This window comes from Amycolatopsis sp. NPDC004747 (assembly GCF_053601335.1).
The window spans coordinates 135408-152325 of record NZ_JBSGBQ010000025.1 but is presented as its reverse complement, the minus strand read 5'-3'; the positions used below and the strand labels follow the sequence as shown (position 1 = coordinate 152325).

The following is a 16918-nucleotide window of genomic DNA, read 5'->3' as shown; positions in this document are numbered from 1 at the left end:
TCAACGGCGCGAAGATCCTGTGCGGCAACATCCCCACCAAGAACGCCACCGTCTTCGTGATCGACAAGGTGCTGACCCCGGGCACCAACAAGTAGGTCAGCGTCCGAGCAGGGGGCCAAGGCGTTCCGCGATGTCGGTGAGGATCTGCACGTAGTCTTCGTGTTCGAAGGTGAACGGCAGGGCGAAAGCCACCTCGTCGATCTCGCGGAACGCCTGGTGCGCGTGCAGCCGCTCGGCGATTTCCGCGGACGTGCCGACGAAGTCGGGGGAGAACAGCATCCGCGCGGGACCCTGCGGCTCCGCGGTGCGGGGCAGCCGCTTTTCGGCGTACGCCTGGTACTTCGCCCGCTGTTCCGGCGTGGCGCTGTCGGTGGGGATCACGACCAGACCCTGCGAGATGCGCCCGGCGGGGTGGTGCTCGCGGAAGGTCCGGATGTGCGAGAGCTGGATCTCGGCGAAGTCCGTGCTCTCGCCTTCGGCCTTGACCACGCTGCTGGTCAGGAAGTTCATCGCGTGCTTGCCCGCCCACTCCGCCGAGCGCAGGCTCGCGCCGCCGTACCAGAGGCGGTCGCCGAGGCCGGGCGACTGGGGCTGGACGCGGTCGGAGAACACCTCGAACCCCTCGGTGCCGCTGAACCCGGTGGCCGGCTCGCCGCGCACGAAGTCCAGCAGCCGTTGCACACGGCCGTACGAGAAGTCCTCGACGTCCGCGGTGTCCGGGTAGAGGGCGTGCTTGACCTCGTCCCAGCGCATCGGCGGGCCGACGCTGAGCCCGGGGTTGAGCCGGCCGCCGGAGAGCAGGTCGACGGTGGCGAGGTCCTCGGCCAGCCGCAGCGGGTTCTCCCAGCCGAGCGGGATCACCGCGGTGCCGAGCTCGATCCGGCTGGTGCGCTGCGACGCGGCGGCCAGCACGGCGACCGGCGAGGAGATGCCGTACTGCAGGTGCCGGTGGCGCACCCAGGCGCTGTCGAACCCGAGCTGTTCGCCCAGCTCGATGATCTCCAGCGTCGACTCGTGGCCCCGGCGCGGGTCGGCCGCGTCGAACAGGCCGATGGTCAGGAAGCCGAGCTTCCGCAGAGGTCGTGACACGTCTTGATTCTGCCCCTGGCGAGCGGGGTTTCCCAGCTGGTGGACTACCGCAGCCGGTCCAGGCCGTCGAGGACGAGGTCGAGGCCGAACTCGAACTCCGCCTGGTCGTCGCACCAGCCCAGGGTCGAGTCCGGGTCGTCGTGGGCGATCTCGGCCAGCATCCCGACCAGGTTCGGCAGCTGGGCGGCCAGCTCCGCGGGGACCTCGGCCGACGCGCCGGCGTTGGGGTCGAACAGCTCCTGGCTGAACCCCAGCGCGCGGCTGCCCAGCGCGTGCAGCGCGTGGTGGATCCGGTCGTGGGAGAACCCGCCCTCGCGCATCAGGCCGACCAGGCCGTCGAAGTACTTCAGCACCGCGATGCTCGTCGCCGAACGCGTGCCGAACAGCCCAGGAGCCCAGCGGTGGCGGAGGAACACCTCGCGCGCGGCGAGGATGCGCCGCCGGGCCGTCTGCTTCCAGTCCGGGCCGGGGGCCACCCGGGCCACCGCGTCGTTGATCTCCTCGGCGACCACCTCGACGATCCCGTCGAGCACGTCTTCCTTCTTGGCCACGTGGTAGTAGAGCGACATCGCCTCGGCGCCGAGGTCCTCGGCGAGCCGTCGCATGGTCACCGCGCGCAGGCCGTGCTCGTCGGCGAGCGCGACGGCCGCCCGCAGCACGCGCTCCCGGCTCAGCGGGATCCGGGCTTCGGTGGTCACGAAGTGGATCGTACAGCGTAAGGCCCCTTGACCCGCTGCTCGGTGCGGAGCTACCTTACGACGTAAGACTTACAACGTAAGGGAGTGTCATGAAGGCTTTGGTGCAGCGTGCGTACGGTCCTCCGGACAGCTTGACCTGGGAAGACGTGCCCGATCCGGTGCCCGGGCCCGGCGAGGTGCTGGTCCGGGTGCACGCCACTTCGGTCAACCCGTACGACTGGCACTTCATGAGAGGCCAGCCGTACGTGGCCCGCCTGATGACCGGCGGGTTCGGCCTGCGACGTCCGCCGGTGGGTGTCCTCGGCTGCGACCTGGCCGGCCGGGTCTCGTCGGCGGGCGCCCGGTTCCGGCCCGGGGACGACGTCTACGCGCTGCTGCCGCGAGGTGCGCACGCCGAGTACGTCTGCGTGCCCGAAGACCTGCTGGCGCCGATGCCGTCGAACCTGACCCACGAGCAGGCGGCGGCGATGCCGATGGCGGCGCTGACGGCTCTGGTCGCCCTGCGGGGTGTCGAGGCCGGGCAGCGGGTGCTGGTCAACGGCGCCTCCGGTGGCGTCGGCACCTTCGCCGTCCAGCTGGCGCGGGCGCTCGGCGCGCGGGTGGACGCCGTCTGCGGCTCGGCCAGCGCTTCGATGGTGCGCGCGCTCGGTGCCGAGCACGTCTTCGACTACCGGGCCGAGGACTTCACGCGCAGCGGCCGCAGCTACGACGTCCTGCTGGACATCGCGGGCGGCCGTTCGGTGTTCGCCTGCCGGCGGGTGCTGGCGCCGGGCGGTACGTTCGTCGCCGTCGGTGGCCCGGCGGGGCGGTGGGTGCAGCCCGCGGCGCACGTCTTCGCCGCACTGGCGTCCGGCCTGTTCGCGCGGCGGCGGGTCGTGCTCGCGGATGCGGTGGCCTGCGCGGACAAGGCGGCCGCGCTCCGGGAGCTGGCCGGTTTCGTGGAGCGCGGCGCGGTCACGCCGGTCGTCGACCGGAGCTACCCGTTCGACGACCTGCGTGCCGCGTTCGCTTACTCCGAATCAGGGCACGCCAAGGGGAAGCTTGCCGTGACCCTCGGCGTTCAGCCGTTGTGCGGGCAGTTGCCCCGGTAGTCCGAAATGGACAGGCTGGTGCCCGGGATCGGGCAGAGGAACTGCTCGTAGCGCGTGTCGTTGTCGATGAACCGCTTGAGCCACGACAGCGTGTACTTCGCGATCGTCGTGTTCGGCGAGTTGGGGGCGAAGTGGCTGGCGCCGCGGAGTTCGAGGTACGCGCGGTCCAGAGTGGACGGAAGGCTCGTGTAGAACGGGATCGAGTGGGACGCCACCGGCGCGACGGTGTCCGACTGCGCCCCGACGACGAGCGTCGGCACCCGCAGCGTGGACCAGTTCTTCGTCAGGTTCCAGCCGGTCAGCGGCACCGCGGCCTGCAGGGACGGCCGTGAGCGCGCCGCTTCGAGGGTGCCGCCGCCACCCATCGAGTGCCCGACGACGCCGAGCCGGCTGCTGTCGATCCGCGACCGGACACTGCTTTGCTGCGTCAGGTAGTCCAGCGAGGCCAGCAGCTGACGCCCGCGGCTGTCGGGCTGGTCGGAGGTGGTCAGGGTGTCGATGGTGAACACCACGAAGCCCTGCGAGGCCAGGCGCGGGCCCAGCCACGCGATGCTGGACTGGGTGGCGGTGAAGCCGGGCGCGATCGAGATCGCGCCGAACGTGCCGGCGGTCGTGGTCGTCGGGTAGTAGATGGTGCCGCCGCCGAAGCCGGAGACGGCCAGCCGCGACACCGTGTCGGTGCTCGTCGCGAACGAGCCGCGGGTGGCTTCGATGCTGGTCGTGGTCGGGTCGGGACCCCGTTCGTAGGGGTTCGCGGCGGCCGGGGCCGGCGCGGCGACCGCGGTGGTCAGGGCCAAGGCGGCCAGCACCACGCCGGCGGCCTTGGCGCGCCACGGGTGGCGGCGGGAAATTTTCTCACGCAAGCCGGACGTCGTCGGCGGGCCGGTGAGTACGGACATGGATCGCTCTCTTTCCCCGGGCAGGCGAAAGCGCGCCCGGACACAGACGGGCGGATCGGCAGAACTGGTGCACGGCAACGGAAAGAGGTGCCGCGGACGGGAGGCGGGGTAACCGCTTCCTCGTCGCCTATGAAACACCTTGCCGAAATGTTCCACATCCTCCGAACGGGGGAGTGGGCTGACGAACTGTGCGGTCGCTCAGTGCACCCGGACCGGCTCCAGGGCGCCCCGCACGAGGGTGTCGACAAGCGTCGTCGCGACGGTCAGGTCCACCGAGCGGGCGGCGAGGACGTCGGAGTAGAGGAAGGATTCGCCGAGCCGGACGACCGCGAACGCCAGGTCCGGCAGGCCGACCAGCGGGACCAGCCCGGCCGCCTCGACGTCCTTGCGGAACAGTTCGACGTGCGCGTCGACGAGCCCGGGCTGGACGGCACCACGCGGGTCGGTGAGCACGCGCAGGGCGACGGTCGACTCCGCCTCGATCAGCTTGCGCATGCCCTCGCTGCCGGCGACCTCCCGGCGGTAGGCCTCCATGACCCACAGGCAGCGCAGCCGGCCGTCGGGGGTGCGGACGGCGTCGCCGTGCCGGGCGCGCCAGCCGTCGAGCGCCCGCTGCCAGGTCCGGTCGGAGAGCAGCCGGAGGGCGGCGCCCATCAGGTCTTCGCGGTTGCCGACGCGGCGGAAGAAGGTGGTGCGCGAGATGCCGAGCTCGGCCGCCATCCGGCCGAGGTCGAGGCGCGTCCCGGCCATCAGCAGCCGGGCCGCGTGCCGGACGATGTCGTCGGTCGAGACGGTCACTGCGTCACCCTAGCCGCAGGTGGGTGCCGGTTACCTTGAAGTGCGCGGGGCGGGCTCGGTTAGCGTGGGTGGCGTGCGCGTAGACATCTGGTCCGATCTGGTGTGTCCCTGGTGCTATCTCGGCAAACGCCGCTTCGAGCAGGCGGTCGCCTCGGTGGGGGTCGAGGTCGAGGTGGTGCACCACTCGTTCCAGCTCGACCCGTCGTTCCCGCGCGGCACTTCGCGGCCGACGCGCGAGGTGCTGGCCGAGAAGTACGGCCGGACGCTGGAAGAGGCGGACGCGATGGAAGCCCAGATGGAGGAGCGAGCGGCCGCCGACGGCCTCGAGTACCACCTCGACGGCGTCCACATGGGCAACACGGTCGACGGTCACCGCCTGGTCCACCTCGCGGCTTCACGCGGTCTGGCTGACGCTGTGGTGGACAGGTTCTACGCCGCGCACTTCACCGAGCGGCGTTCGCTGTTCGACCGCGATTCGCTGGTCTCGCTGGCCGAAGAGGCGGGCCTGGACGCGGCCGAGGCGCGGGCGGTGCTCGAGTCCGACGCCTACGAAGCGGAAGTGGCGGCGGACGGAGAGCAGGCCCGCGCACTCGGCGCGTCCGGCGTCCCGTTCTTCGTGATCGACCAGCGCTACGGCGTGGCGGGAGCCCAGTCGCCGGAGGTGTTCGCCCAGGTGCTGCGGCAGGTCAGCGCCGCCGCCGCCGGGTGAACCGCGACCGGTCGGTGGCAATCCCGGCCAGGTGCAGGGCAACGCACAGAAGCCCGGCGGTGGTGAGGGTCCCGGTGGTGATCACCGGCCCCAACCCGAACCCGGCGAGCTCCATGAGCAGGGCGAGCCCGAAGAGAACGGCGGCGAGAATGGCGAGCATGACGGCCTCGTTTCCGTGGGGTGGGGCCGAATGGTCCACGCCACTGGGACGTTGGGGGTACCGGGGTTCCCGGCTTGGTGGCCGGTAATTCCCCCGCCTCGCCCGGCTGAAACGACCCATCTCCAAGCTGCCGGTCCGCGCATCCGGCCGGTCGGTCCGCGCACCTGAGGTTCGGTTCGCGTGATTGGAGAGGCATCACGCGTGATTGAAGGGGCGACACGCGTGATTGAAGGGGCGACACGCGTGATTGCCGGGGCATCGGGCTGATGCCCGCCCAATCACGAGAGATGCCCGCCCAATCACACGTGATGCCCGCCCAATCACGGGAGATGCCCGGCCGGACACGCGAGATGCCTGCCTGATCGCGAAAGCCGCCGCGGGGCGCCCCCCGTTTTCCACTCTACCGGCGAGCACCGACAGTTTCGGGTCAAGCGGGGGGTGGGGCGGTGCTCGAACGGATGACCAGTTCCGTCGGGAGCAGCACCGGCTCGCCCGCTTCCGTGCCCGTCTCGATTTCGGACAGCAGGGCCTCCACCGCGTGGCGGCCCACCGCTTCGAACGACTGGCGGATCGTCGTCAGGGGTGGCCAGAAGTGGGCCGACTCCTCCATGTCGTCGAAACCCACCACGCTCACCGACGCCGGCACCGCGCGGCCCGTTTCGTGCAGTGCGCGCAGCAACCCCAGGGCCATCTGGTCGTTCGCCGCGAAGACCGCCGTCACCGAGGGGTCCGCCGCCAGGCGCAGGCCCGCCTGGTAGCCCGACTCCGGGGACCAGTCGCCCACCAGCACCGGTGGAACGGAAGCGCCCGAACGCTCCAATGTGGCCTGCCACGACTTCCGCCGCCGCTCCGCCGAATACGACTGCGGTGGGCCCGCGATGTGCCGCACCGTGGCATGCCCGAGCGAGAGCAGGTGGCTGGTCGCGCGGGCCGCGCCGTCGGCCTGGTCGTTGTCCACCACCGGGTAGTCGTAGCGGGCGCTCGAGTCGATCACCACCACCGGGAGCCCGTGCGGCAGTTCGATTTCGCTTTGGTCAAGCTGGTGTTGCTCGATGAGGATGATGACGCCGTCGACGGCCTGCTCGTTCAGCGTGCTGAACGCGCCCGTCACCTCACCCTGCGTCGGGCGCGTCACCGGCATCAGGATGATCGAGAAACCCTCGTTGACGACCGCCGCCGCGATGGCGTCGAGGGTGCGGCTGTTGCCGAACGTCGGGAGGGCCGAAATGATCACGCCGATGCTGCGGAACTGGCCGTTGCGCAGGGCGCGGGCCGCGCTGTTGGGCCGGTAGCCGACCCGGCGCATCGCGGCCAGGACCCGCTCCCGCGTGGCTTCGTCCACATTGGTCTTGCCGTTCGCGACGCGCGAGACTGTCTGGCCCGAGACACCCGCCTCGCGGGCGACGTCCGCCATCGACGGGCCCCGGCGCCGGGCGGGGCCGGGTGCGGATGACGTCGCTGTCTGGCGCGGCACGGTCACTCCTTGGTGTCCTGGACATGTTTACGTCAACACGTTACTCTGCGGCCGTCCATGTTGACGTAAACATTCCGCCGGGTCCAGGGCCCGGCGCACGTGATCACTCGGAGAGACGATGACGTCCACAGCGGCTCCGCCCGCCCCGGTGCCTTCGCGCCGGGCGCCCGCGGCCCGCCGGCCACGGCGGAAATGGCGGGGCTGGCTCTTCGTCGCCCCGTTCATGCTGGTGTTCGCGCTGACCTTCATCGCGCCGGTCGTGTACGCCTTCGTGCTCAGCCTCTACCGCGACCAGGCCTTCTTCGGCGGCACGGTGTTCGTCGGCGCCGACAACTACGTCCAGGTCTTCGGCGACCCGAAGTTCTGGGAGGCCTTCCGGCGGGTGCTGGTGTTCCTCGCCGTGCAGGTGCCGATCATGCTGGTGCTCGCCCTGATCGCGGCACTGGCGATCGACAGCGCCCGGCTGCACGCCGCCGGCTTCTTCCGGATCGTGATCTTCCTGCCGTACGCCGTGCCCGCCGTGGTCGCCGCGCTGATGTGGGGCTTCATCTACGGTGACCACTTCGGACTCGCCGCGGACCTGAACCACCTGCTGGGCACGGACTCGATCAAACCGCTGTCGCCGGACTGGCTGCTGACGTCGATCGGCAACATCGTCACGTGGGAGTTCGTGGGCTACAACATGCTCATCTTCTACTCCGCGCTGAAGGTGATCCCCAAGGAACTGTTCGAGGCGGCCGCGATCGACGGCGCCGGTACGTTCCGCACGATCCTGTCCGTCAAGCTCCCCGCGATCCGGGGCGCCATCGTGGTCGCCACGATCTTCTCGATCATCGGCAGCTTCCAGCTGTTCAACGAGCCGAACATCATGCGCAACCTGGTGCCGAACACGATCGGGACGTTCTACACGCCGAACATGTACGCCTACAACCTTTCCTTCAACGGGCAGCAGTACAACTACTCCGCCACCGTCGCGATCGTGATGGGCGTGATCACCGCGGTCATCGCCTACGTCGTGCAGCTGCGCGGCTCCCGGAAGGAGATGTGACGTGGCCACCTTCTCGATAACCAAGCCCCGCAAGTCGCGTGTCCTCACCGGCTTCATGGCGCTGTACCTGATCTACACCCTGGTTCCGCTGGTGTGGCTGGTGATCAACGCGTCCAAGACCCAGCCGTCCCTGTTCTCGACGTCGGGCCTGTCCTTCGGCGACACGTTCGCGCTGTTCGACAACATCGGCCAGACGTTCACCTACAACGGCGGCATCTTCTTCCGCTGGCTCGGCAACACCCTGCTGTACGTCGTGGTCGGCGCCGGTGGCGCGACGATCCTCGCGACGGCCGCGGGGTACGGGCTGGCCAAGTACCGCTTCCCCGGCCGCCGCGCGGTGTTCGCCATCGTCCTCGGGGCGGTGGCCGTGCCCCCGACGGCGCTGGCCGTGCCGACGTTCCTGATGTTCAGCAAGCTCGGGCTGACGAACACGCCGCTGGCGGTCATCATCCCGTCGCTGATCAGCCCGTTCGGCCTGTACCTGATCTGGGTCTACGCCGCCGACGCGATCCCCGACGAGCTGCTGGAAGCGGCGCGGATCGACGGTGCCGGCGAGATCCGGATCTTCCTCACCGTGACGCTGCGCCAGCTGGTCCCCGGGATCATCACGGTCACGCTGTTCACGATGGTGCAGACGTGGAACAACTACTTCCTGCCGCTGATCATGCTCAGCGAGCCGAAGTGGTACCCGCTGACCGTCGGGCTCAACCAGTGGAGCGCACAGGCCAACGGCGCCGGCGCCCAGCCGATCTTCAACCTGGTCCTCACCGGGTCGTTGCTCACCATCATCCCCCTCGTCGTCGCTTTCCTGCTCATGCAACGGTTCTGGCAGTCCGGGCTGAGCGCCGGAAGCGTCAAGCAGTAACCCGCCGTCACACCGCCGTGAAGGGACACTCGATGTCAAAGATCCGCACCCGCGTGAAGGCGGCCGCCGCCATCGCGCTGGCCGCCGCGCTGGCGGTCGGCTGTTCGTCCGGGGGCTCGCCCTCCGCTCCCGCCGCCGCCACCGGTACGCAGGATTCGGTCGACGCCGCGCTGAAGGCCGGCGGCGAGATCACCTACTGGAGCTGGACCCCGTCCGCCAAGGACCAGGTGGCCGCGTTCCAGAAGGAGTACCCGAACGTCAAGGTCAACTACGTCAACGCGGGCACGAACAAGGAGGAGTACACCAAGCTGCAGAACGCGATCAAGGCCGGCTCGGGTGCTCCCGACGTCGCCCAGATCGAGTACTACGCGCTCCCGCAGTTCGCGCTGACCGACTCACTGGCCGACCTCAACCAGTTCGGGTTCGGTTCCTTCGAAAAGGACTACAGCGCCTCGACGTGGGCGCAGGTGAAGAACGGCAACGGGATCTACGGCCTGCCGCAGGACTCCGGCCCGATGGCGCTGTTCTACAACAAGGAGGTCTTCGACAAGAACGGCATCGCCGTGCCGAAGACCTGGGCCGAGTACGTCGACGCGGCGAAGAAGCTGCACACCGCCGACCCCACCAAGTACATCACCTCGGACACCGGTGACCCCGGCTTCGTGCTGAGCATGATCTGGCAGGCCGGTGGGCGCCCGTTCACCGTCGACGGCCGGAACGTCAAGGTCGACTTCGGCGACGCGGGCACCAAGAAGTGGACCGCGATGTGGGACCAGCTGATCCAGGGCAAGCTGCTCGCCCCGGTCAAGGAGTGGTCCGACGACTGGTTCCGCGCCCTCGGCGACGGCACCATCTCCTCCCTGGTCACCGGCGCCTGGATGCCGGGCAACTTCATCTCGTCGGTGCCCGGTGGCGCCGGCAAGTGGGCGGTCGCGCCGATGCCGACCTACGACGGCAAGGCGGTGACCGCGGAGAACGGCGGCAGCGCGCAGTCGGTGGTCAAGCAGAGCAAGAACCCGGCGCTGGCCGCGGGCTTCGTGCGCTGGCTCAACCACGCCGGCGGTGTCCAGCCGTTCATCAAGAGCGGTGGCTTCCCGTCCACCACGGCCGACCTGACCGCGCCCGCGTTCGTCGACGAGGCCCTGCCGTACTTCGGCGGCCAGAAGGTCAACCAGGTGCTCACCCAGGCGTCGAAGGACGTCGCCCCGGGCTGGACCTACCTGCCGTACCAGACCTACGCCAACAGCGTCTTCAGCGACACCGCGGGCAAGGCGTACGTGAACGCGAGCGGGCTCGACGGCGGGCTGGCGGCCTGGCAGCAGGCCATCGTCGACTACGGCAACCAGCAGGGCTTCACGGTCAGCGCCGGATGACCGTCCACATCGAAGGTGACGTCGGTGACCCTGCCCAGGTCATCGGCCGGGTCCCGCGTCGCCTCTTCGGCTCGTTCGTCGAGCACATGGGCCGGTCGGTCTACACCGGGCTGTACGAGCCCGGACACGCCACTTCGGACGATCGCGGGTTCCGCGGCGACGTGCTGGAGCTGGTCCGGGAACTCGGCCCGACCGTGCTCCGCTACCCCGGTGGCAACTTCGTTTCCAGCTACCGCTGGGAAGACGGCGTCGGGCCGGTCGAATCGCGGCCGGCCCGGCTGGACCCGGCGTGGCACAGCGTCGAGTCCAACCGCTTCGGCCTGCACGAGTTCGTCGCGTGGGCCGAAGCCGCGGGTACCGAGGTGATGTACGCCGTCAACCTCGGTACCCGCGGCATCCAGGAAGCCGCCGACGTCCTCGAGTACTGCAACATCGACGGCGGCACGGAACTGAGCGAGCGGCGGCGAGCCAACGGCGCCGACCGCCCGTTCGGCTTCAAGCTGTGGTGCCTCGGCAACGAGATGGACGGCCCGTGGCAGATCGGCCACAAGACGGCCGACGAGTACGGCCGCCTGGCCGCGGAGACCGCGCGGCTGATGCGGATGATCGACCCCGGCGTCGAGCTGGTCGTCGCGGGCAGCTCGCACGCCGACATGCCGACGTTCGGCTCGTGGGAGCGCACGGTGCTGCGCCACACCGCCGAGCTGGTCGACCACATCTCGCTGCACGCCTACTACCAGGAGCTGCACGGCGACACCGACAGCTACCTGGCCAGCGCGGCCGCGCTGGACCGCTACATCCGCACGACGGCGGGCGTCATCGACGAAACGCTGGCCGAGCTGGGGCTCGACAAGAAGATCGGGATCAGCGTCGACGAGTGGAACGTCTGGGACCTGCGCCGCTGGAACGAGGTCGACCAGGCGAAGCTCGCCGAGGGCGGCTGGCGGCAGCACCCGCGGATCATCGAGGACACCTACAACGTCACCGACGCGGTCGTCGTCGGCTCGCTGCTGAGCTCGCTGCTGCGCAACGTCGACCGGGTCACCATGGCGAACCAGGCGCAGCTGGTGAACGTCATCGCGCCGATCCGCTCCGAGCCCGGTGGCCCGGCGTGGCGGCAGACGACGTTCCACCCGTTCCGGCAGGTGGCTTCGCTGGCCGGCGGGGCGAGCCTGCGCCTGGCCGTCGACGGCGACCGGTTGCGCACCGCGCAGCACGGCGAAGTCGGCCTCGTCGACGTCGCCGCGACGGTCGAGGACTCCGGCCGCGGGGCGGTGTTCCTGACCAACCGCGCCACGGCGTCGCCGACCGAGGTGCGCATCCGCCTGCGCGGTGCCCGCTTCGGCGTGTACGCCGCCGAAACGCTGACCACACCGGACGGCGAGACCCGCCACACCGTGAACACCGCCGACTCGCAACCGGTCCGGCCGGTGCCGCTACCCGGCACGGTCGCGACGTCCGATCCCGGGGGGACCACCATCACCGTGACGCTGCCACCGCTGTCCTGGACCGTGCTCCAGCTGACCCCGCAGGCGGGCCCGGATGCCTGAGTTCGCCATCGGGGAGCACGACTTCCTGCTCGACGGCCGCCCGTTCCGCATCCTGTCCGGTGCCCTGCACTACTTCCGGGTGCACCCGGACCTGTGGGCCGACCGGATCGACAAGGCCCGCCGGATGGGGCTCAACACCATCGAGACGTACGTGGCGTGGAACGCGCACGCCCCCGAGCCGGGCGTGTTCGACCTGTCCGGCGGCCTCGACCTCGACCGCTTCCTGCGGCTCGTCGCCGAGGCCGGGATGTACGCGATCGTGCGGCCCGGCCCGTACATCTGCGCCGAGTGGGACAACGGCGGGCTGCCGGCCTGGCTGTTCCGCGACCCGTCGGTCGGGGTGCGCCGGTACGAGCCGAAGTACCTCGACGCGGTCCGCGACTACCTGAGCAAGGTGTACGAGGTCGTCGTCCCGCACCAGATCGACCGGGGCGGGCCGGTGCTGCTGGTCCAGGTGGAGAACGAGTACGGCGCCTTCGGCGACGACAAGCGGTACCTGAAAGCGCTCGCCGAGCACACGCGCGACTCCGGCGTCACCGTGCCACTGACCACAGTGGACCAGCCGACCCCGGAAATGCTGGCCGCGGGCAGCCTCGACGGCCTGCACCGCACCGCGTCCTTCGGCTCCGGCGCCGAGGCGCGGCTGGCCGTCCTGCGGGAGCACCAGCCGACCGGGCCGCTGATGTGCAGCGAGTTCTGGAACGGCTGGTTCGACCACTGGGGCGCGCACCACCACACGACGCCGGCCGCGGACTCGGCGGCGGAGCTGGACGCGCTGCTCGCCGCGGGCGCCTCGGTCAACCTCTACATGTTCCACGGCGGCACCAACTTCGGCCTCACCAACGGTGCCAACGACAAGGGCGTCTACCAGCCGCTGATCACCTCCTACGACTACGACGCGCCGCTGGACGAAGCCGGCGACCCGACGCCGAAGTACCACGCCTTCCGCGACGTGATCGCCCGTTACCACAAGGTGCCCGACACCGTCCCGCCGCCGGCCCGGCCGGCGCCGACGCCGTCCGGCGCGCTGGGCGACCCGGTGCGGCTGCTCGACGCCCCGGAACGCTGGGGCACCTGGGAGTTCCACGAGGAGCTGCCGTCCTTCGACGACCTGACGCCGATGCCGCAGCTCGCGCTGCTGCGCACGGCCGTCGAGGGGGACCGGCCGGGGGTGCTGACCTTCGGCGAGGTCCGCGACCGGGCCACGGTCTTCTTCGACGGCGACCTCGTCGGCACGCTCAGCCGGGACCACCACGAGCGGGCGATCCCGCTGCCGCGCGCCCGGGGCGAGCTGCTGGTGCTGGTCGAGGACCAGGGCCGCGTCGACTACGGGCCGCGCATCGGCGAGGCGAAGGGCATCATCGGCGGGGCGTCGCTGCACGGCGAGCCGCTGGCCGGCTGGGACGTGCTGCCGTTCGACCTGGCCGCGCTGCCTTCGCTGCGGCCCCCGGTCCCCGAGCCGGTCGACGGCGCGGTGGCGGGTCCGGTGCTGCTGCGCGCCGACATCGATGTCGACGAGCCCGCCGACCTGTTCCTCGACACCGGGGAGTGGGGCAAGGGCGTGGCCTGGCTCAACGGGTTCGCGCTCGGCCGGTACTGGCGGCGCGGCCCGCAACGGACGCTGTACGTGCCGCGCCCGGTGGTCCGGGCCGGTGCCAACGAACTGGTCGTGCTGGAACTCGGCACGATGCTCGACCCCGCGGCCCGGTTCGTGCCGCGGCCGCTGCTCGGCCACACCGAGGCCTAGAACCTTGTTCTGGTTAGGACGGCGCTACGGGCCGCAGGCAATCCGCCCGAGGTGACTCTCGCGCCGGCCGACGGCTGAACAAGGTTCTGAACCAGTCCCCACCGAAGCGAAGGGCAGTTCGACGATGAACTTGCGGCGTTTGCTCACCGTCCTTTGTGTACCGATTGTCGCGACCGGCCTGGCGGCCGCGCCGGCGGAAGCCGCCACCACGGTCACGGTGAAGCCGGACCCGACCTACCGGCAGCAGCCGTTCGACGGCTGGGGCGCCAGCCTCGCGTGGATGGCCGAGGCGACCGGCGGCTACCCCGACGCCGTCCGGAACAAGCTGGCGGACCTGGTCTTCGGGCCGGACGGGCTGAACCTGAACATCGCCCGGTTCAACGTCGGCGGCGGCAACGCCCCCGACGTCCCGGCGTACCTGCGCGCCGGTGCCGCGGTCCCGGGCTGGTGGCAGGCCCCGGCCGGCACCACCCGCGCCGACAAGGACTGGTGGACACCCGGCGACCCGGCCGAGTTCGACCCGAAGGCCGACCCGAACCAGCGCTGGTGGGTCGACAAGATCAAGAACCGCGTCACGAAGTGGGAGGCGTTCAGCAACTCGCCGCCGTACTTCCAGACCGTGTCCGGCTACGTCTCGGGCGGCTTCACCGCCACCGACGAGCAGCTGCGCGCCGACAAGATCGGCGACTTCACCGCCTACCTGACGCAGGTGGTGCGGACCCTCGAAAAGGCGCACGGCATCAAGTTCGCCTCGGTGAACCCGATGAACGAGCCGAACACGAACTACTGGAAGACCACGCTGGGTGCCGACGGCAACCCGACCGGCGGGCGGCAGGAAGGCGCGCACATCGGGCCGTCGGTCCAGGCGCAGCTGATCCCGGCGATGGCCGCGGCGCTGAAGGCGGCCGGCTCGCGGGCGATCGTCTCCGCGCCCGACGAGACCAACCCGGACATCTTCGCCGCGGACTGGAGCGGCTGGCCGGCCGACGCCCGCGCCGCGGCGGGCCGGCTCAACGTGCACGCCTACGGCACCGGCAACCGGCCGGTCCCGCGCGACCTGGCCAAGGGCGCGGACAAGCCGTTGTGGATGAGCGAGGTCGGCGGCAGCTGGCTGGACCGGCAGGACTTCACGGACATGGACCCCGGCCTCGGCATGGCCAAGCAGATCACCGACGACCTGCGGCTGCTCGAGCCGAGCGCGTGGGTCAGCTGGCAGCCGATCGAGGACTACAACAACATGAAGCCGGGCGGCGAGTCCGCGGCCGGGATGAACTGGGGCGAGATCCAGGTCCCGTTCGACTGCCCGAAGAACGCCACCCTGCAGACCTGCCGGATCAGGACGAACACGAAGTTCAACACGATGCGCAACTTCACCCACTACATCCGTCCGGGTGACCGGCTGATCGGGGTGAACGACACCGCCTCGACGGTGGCGATGCGCGGCGAGGACCTGGCGACGGTCGTGCACACCAACGCGGGCACGGACGCCCAGGACGTCACGCTGGACCTGTCCGGCTTCCGGAGCGTCCGGACCGGCGCGTCGGTGACGCCGGTCGTCACCGACGTCACCGGGGCGCTGAAGCGGGGCAAGCCCGTGAAGGTGACGTCTTCGCAGGTCACGCTGCGGGTGCCGGCACGCTCGGTGACGACGTTCCTCGTCGACGGCGTCTCCGCGACGGCGGCCGGCACGGGCATCGGCTCGGGCAAGCCGTTCACCTTCACCGGCGTGCAGAGCGGCAAGTCGCTGGCGGCGGAGAACGGCTCGCTGGTCCAGCGCACGACCGACGCCTCGGCGGCGGCGCAGCGCTGGACGCTCACCGACCGCACGGGCCGCTACGGCAACCGCGACCGGTTCACCATCACCAACGCGGGCACGGGCCAGGTGCTCGGCACGGCCGGCGGCGCGGTGACGCTGGCCGCGGCGGGCACGTGCGACCCGGCGGCCCAGTGGACGCTGTCCACCACCGGCGACGGCACCTGGACGTTCGTCAACGCGGCGAGCGGGCAGCTGCTCGACGTCATCGGCGAGTCCCGTGACGACGGGGCCCGGATCGGCCTGTACAAGCCGACCAACGGGCCCAACCAGCGCTGGCAGGCCATCGCCGGCTGACCGGGGAACGACTGAAGGCCACCACCGGCCCGCCGGTGGTGGCCTTCAGCGCGTCACGCCGGTTTGAGCGGGTCGTGGCCGATCGACATCAGGCGGTGGCGCCAGTGGGCCTCGCCCGCCGTCGGCTCCAGGTCGTCGCGGCGCTGGGCGTGCACCCGGTCGACGACCCTGCGCATCACGTCGGCGTCGCGGTGGTCCACGTCGGACTTGCGCTTGCGCAGGATGGCCAGCACTTCGTTGCCCGTGGGCGGGCCTGCCTCGTCGGGGAGCGGTTCGGTCTCCGGGCCCGCGTCGCGGGTGCGCAGCCAGTCCTCCAGCTCGCGCGAGGTCATGTTCACCACCCGGTGGAACTCCGCCCACAGCTCGTCGTCAACAGCCGGATTGTCCATGTTCGGCGGCTACCCGGCGCGGCCGACGTCAAACCGGGGCCGGTGGCCGGTAGAATTCCTCCGGACCCGTTGAAACGCCAGCGGTGGTCTCTGTTGACGCTGCTGGCGAGCTCTTCCCCGTGCTCGCCGCTTGACGCATGGGAGGGGTGGGCCTTGCCGACCACTGGCGACGGCATGGCGGAGCGGGTCGACGAGCTGAACGCCGTGCTGGCCGATCTCGTCGGGGTCCTCGAATCGATGTCCGACACGCCCGGTCTGCTCGACGCGGTCTGCGGCGAGGCGGTCCGGGTGGTCCCGGACGCGGACCTGGCCAGCATCATGGTCGTCCGCGACGGCGTGACCCAGACGGCGGCCTTCACCGACGAGCGAGCCCGGCGCATCGACGACGTCCAGTACGCGGCGGGCGACGGTCCGGGCCTGCTCGCGGCGCTGACCGGCGAAGTCGTGCGGGTGGCGGTCGCGGAGACGGGCGACCAGTGGCCCGAATTCGTGGCGGCGGCGAAGGAACTCGGCGTGGGCAGCTACCTGGCGGTCCCGCTGCGGGTGGACGACACGCTGGTGGGCGCGATCACGCTGTTCGGCTTCGAGACGCACGGCTACCACGAGTTCGACACGAAGGTGCTGCGGCTGTTCACGTTGTGCGTGGAGACGGTGCTGAGGCTGACCCGCCGCTACCGCGAGGCCCGCAGGCTGGCCGACGAGCTGCGCAACGCCATGGAGACGCGCGCGGTGATCGAGCAGGCCAAGGGCATGCTGATGCTGATCCACCGGGTCAACGAGGACGCGGCGATGCACCGGCTGATCGTGGAGTCCCAGCACACGAACATCAAGCTGCGGGACGTGGCGGCCCGGTTCACGAAGCGAATGAGCTCGGCGGACCGGGGGCACTGAGCAGGGATTTTGCGGGCGCGGGCGGGT

16 protein-coding genes and 1 pseudogene are annotated in these 16918 nt (G+C 70.5%); 10 read left to right on the top strand and 7 right to left on the bottom strand.

Annotation, left to right across the window (positions count from 1 at the left end):
* Positions 1–95 (top strand): annotated as a pseudogene (locus ACWEGE_RS33625) (fasciclin domain-containing protein); the annotation flags it as partial.
* 1 nt (position 96) lies between these two features.
* Here the strand turns inward: ACWEGE_RS33625 and ACWEGE_RS33620 are convergent.
* Together ACWEGE_RS33620 and ACWEGE_RS33615 are read right to left on the bottom strand one after the other, a co-directional pair.
* Complete coding sequence (locus ACWEGE_RS33620; protein WP_449664490.1) at positions 97–1089, bottom strand: LLM class flavin-dependent oxidoreductase; 993 nt, start codon at positions 1087–1089, stop codon at positions 97–99.
* 44 nt (positions 1090–1133) lie between these two features.
* On the bottom strand, positions 1134–1787 hold the full coding sequence (locus tag ACWEGE_RS33615) for a TetR/AcrR family transcriptional regulator C-terminal domain-containing protein (RefSeq protein WP_449664489.1): 654 nt from the start codon (positions 1785–1787) through the stop codon (positions 1134–1136).
* Between the two features lie 89 nt (positions 1788–1876).
* On the opposite strand from ACWEGE_RS33615, the gene ACWEGE_RS33610 reads away from it, so the two are divergent.
* Positions 1877–2878 (top strand): NAD(P)-dependent alcohol dehydrogenase, encoded by a 1002-nt coding sequence (locus ACWEGE_RS33610; RefSeq protein WP_449664488.1) that lies wholly within the window; start codon positions 1877–1879, stop codon positions 2876–2878.
* Here the strand turns inward: ACWEGE_RS33610 and bdeA are convergent.
* Both bdeA and ACWEGE_RS33600 read right to left on the bottom strand, forming a co-directional pair.
* Entirely contained in the window at positions 2848–3777 is a 930-nt protein-coding gene (gene bdeA / locus ACWEGE_RS33605; RefSeq protein WP_449664487.1) for a bis(hydroxyethyl) terephthalate hydrolase, read from the bottom strand. The genes ACWEGE_RS33610 and bdeA overlap by 31 nt on opposite strands.
* Positions 3778–3975: 198 nt before the next feature.
* The gene (locus tag ACWEGE_RS33600) at positions 3976–4575 is read right to left on the bottom strand and encodes a QsdR family transcriptional regulator (RefSeq protein ID WP_449664486.1); all 600 of its coding nucleotides are present in this window, start codon (positions 4573–4575) and stop codon (positions 3976–3978) included.
* Positions 4576–4648: 73 nt separating this feature from the next.
* Here ACWEGE_RS33600 and ACWEGE_RS33595 point away from each other — a divergent pair, with 73 nt between their 5' ends.
* Positions 4649–5284, top strand: a complete 636-nt coding sequence (locus ACWEGE_RS33595) for a DsbA family oxidoreductase (protein WP_449664485.1) — start codon at positions 4649–4651, stop codon at positions 5282–5284.
* Here ACWEGE_RS33595 and ACWEGE_RS33590 read toward each other — a convergent pair.
* Both ACWEGE_RS33590 and ACWEGE_RS33585 read right to left on the bottom strand, forming a co-directional pair.
* On the bottom strand, positions 5262–5444 hold the full coding sequence (locus ACWEGE_RS33590) for a hypothetical protein (RefSeq protein WP_176175443.1): 183 nt from the start codon (positions 5442–5444) through the stop codon (positions 5262–5264). The two genes, ACWEGE_RS33595 and ACWEGE_RS33590, sit on opposite strands and share 23 nt — an antisense overlap.
* A 427-nt stretch (positions 5445–5871) precedes the next feature.
* Positions 5872–6924 (bottom strand): LacI family DNA-binding transcriptional regulator, encoded by a 1053-nt coding sequence (locus ACWEGE_RS33585; RefSeq protein ID WP_449664484.1) that lies wholly within the window; start codon positions 6922–6924, stop codon positions 5872–5874.
* A 112-nt stretch (positions 6925–7036) separates the two neighbouring features.
* On the opposite strand from ACWEGE_RS33585, the gene ACWEGE_RS33580 reads away from it, so the two are divergent.
* The 6 genes from ACWEGE_RS33580 (at position 7037) to ACWEGE_RS33555 (ending at position 15611) form a co-directional block, all read left to right on the top strand.
* Positions 7037–7966 (top strand): carbohydrate ABC transporter permease, encoded by a 930-nt coding sequence (locus tag ACWEGE_RS33580; protein ID WP_449664483.1) that lies wholly within the window; start codon positions 7037–7039, stop codon positions 7964–7966.
* Position 7967: 1 nt separating this feature from the next.
* On the top strand, positions 7968–8831 hold the full coding sequence (locus tag ACWEGE_RS33575; protein WP_449664482.1) for a carbohydrate ABC transporter permease: 864 nt from the start codon (positions 7968–7970) through the stop codon (positions 8829–8831).
* A gap of 32 nt (positions 8832–8863) precedes the next feature.
* On the top strand, positions 8864–10204 hold the full coding sequence (locus tag ACWEGE_RS33570) for an ABC transporter substrate-binding protein (RefSeq protein WP_449664481.1): 1341 nt from the start codon (positions 8864–8866) through the stop codon (positions 10202–10204).
* On the top strand, positions 10201–11754 hold the full coding sequence (gene arfA, locus ACWEGE_RS33565) for an arabinosylfuranosidase ArfA (protein ID WP_449664480.1): 1554 nt from the start codon (positions 10201–10203) through the stop codon (positions 11752–11754). The genes ACWEGE_RS33570 and arfA overlap by 4 nt, the downstream gene beginning before the upstream one ends.
* Positions 11747–13501: a glycoside hydrolase family 35 protein gene (locus ACWEGE_RS33560; RefSeq protein WP_449664479.1), complete on the top strand. Its 1755-nt coding sequence runs from the start codon at positions 11747–11749 to the stop codon at positions 13499–13501. Before arfA ends, ACWEGE_RS33560 begins: the two co-directional genes overlap by 8 nt.
* Before the next feature lie 124 nt (positions 13502–13625).
* Positions 13626–15611 carry a glycoside hydrolase gene (locus tag ACWEGE_RS33555; protein ID WP_449664478.1) on the top strand — a complete coding sequence of 662 codons (1986 nt, stop codon included), beginning with the start codon at positions 13626–13628 and terminating at the stop codon, positions 15609–15611.
* A 53-nt stretch (positions 15612–15664) separates the two neighbouring features.
* On the opposite strand, the gene ACWEGE_RS33550 is transcribed toward ACWEGE_RS33555, so the two are convergent.
* Positions 15665–16000, bottom strand: coding sequence for a DUF3140 domain-containing protein (locus tag ACWEGE_RS33550; RefSeq protein ID WP_449664477.1), 336 nt, complete (start codon positions 15998–16000; stop codon positions 15665–15667).
* A 174-nt stretch (positions 16001–16174) separates the two neighbouring features.
* Here ACWEGE_RS33550 and ACWEGE_RS33545 point away from each other — a divergent pair, with 174 nt between their 5' ends.
* Positions 16175–16891, top strand: a complete 717-nt coding sequence (locus tag ACWEGE_RS33545; protein WP_449664494.1) for an ANTAR domain-containing response regulator — start codon at positions 16175–16177, stop codon at positions 16889–16891.
* Positions 16892–16918 lie beyond the last annotated feature (27 nt).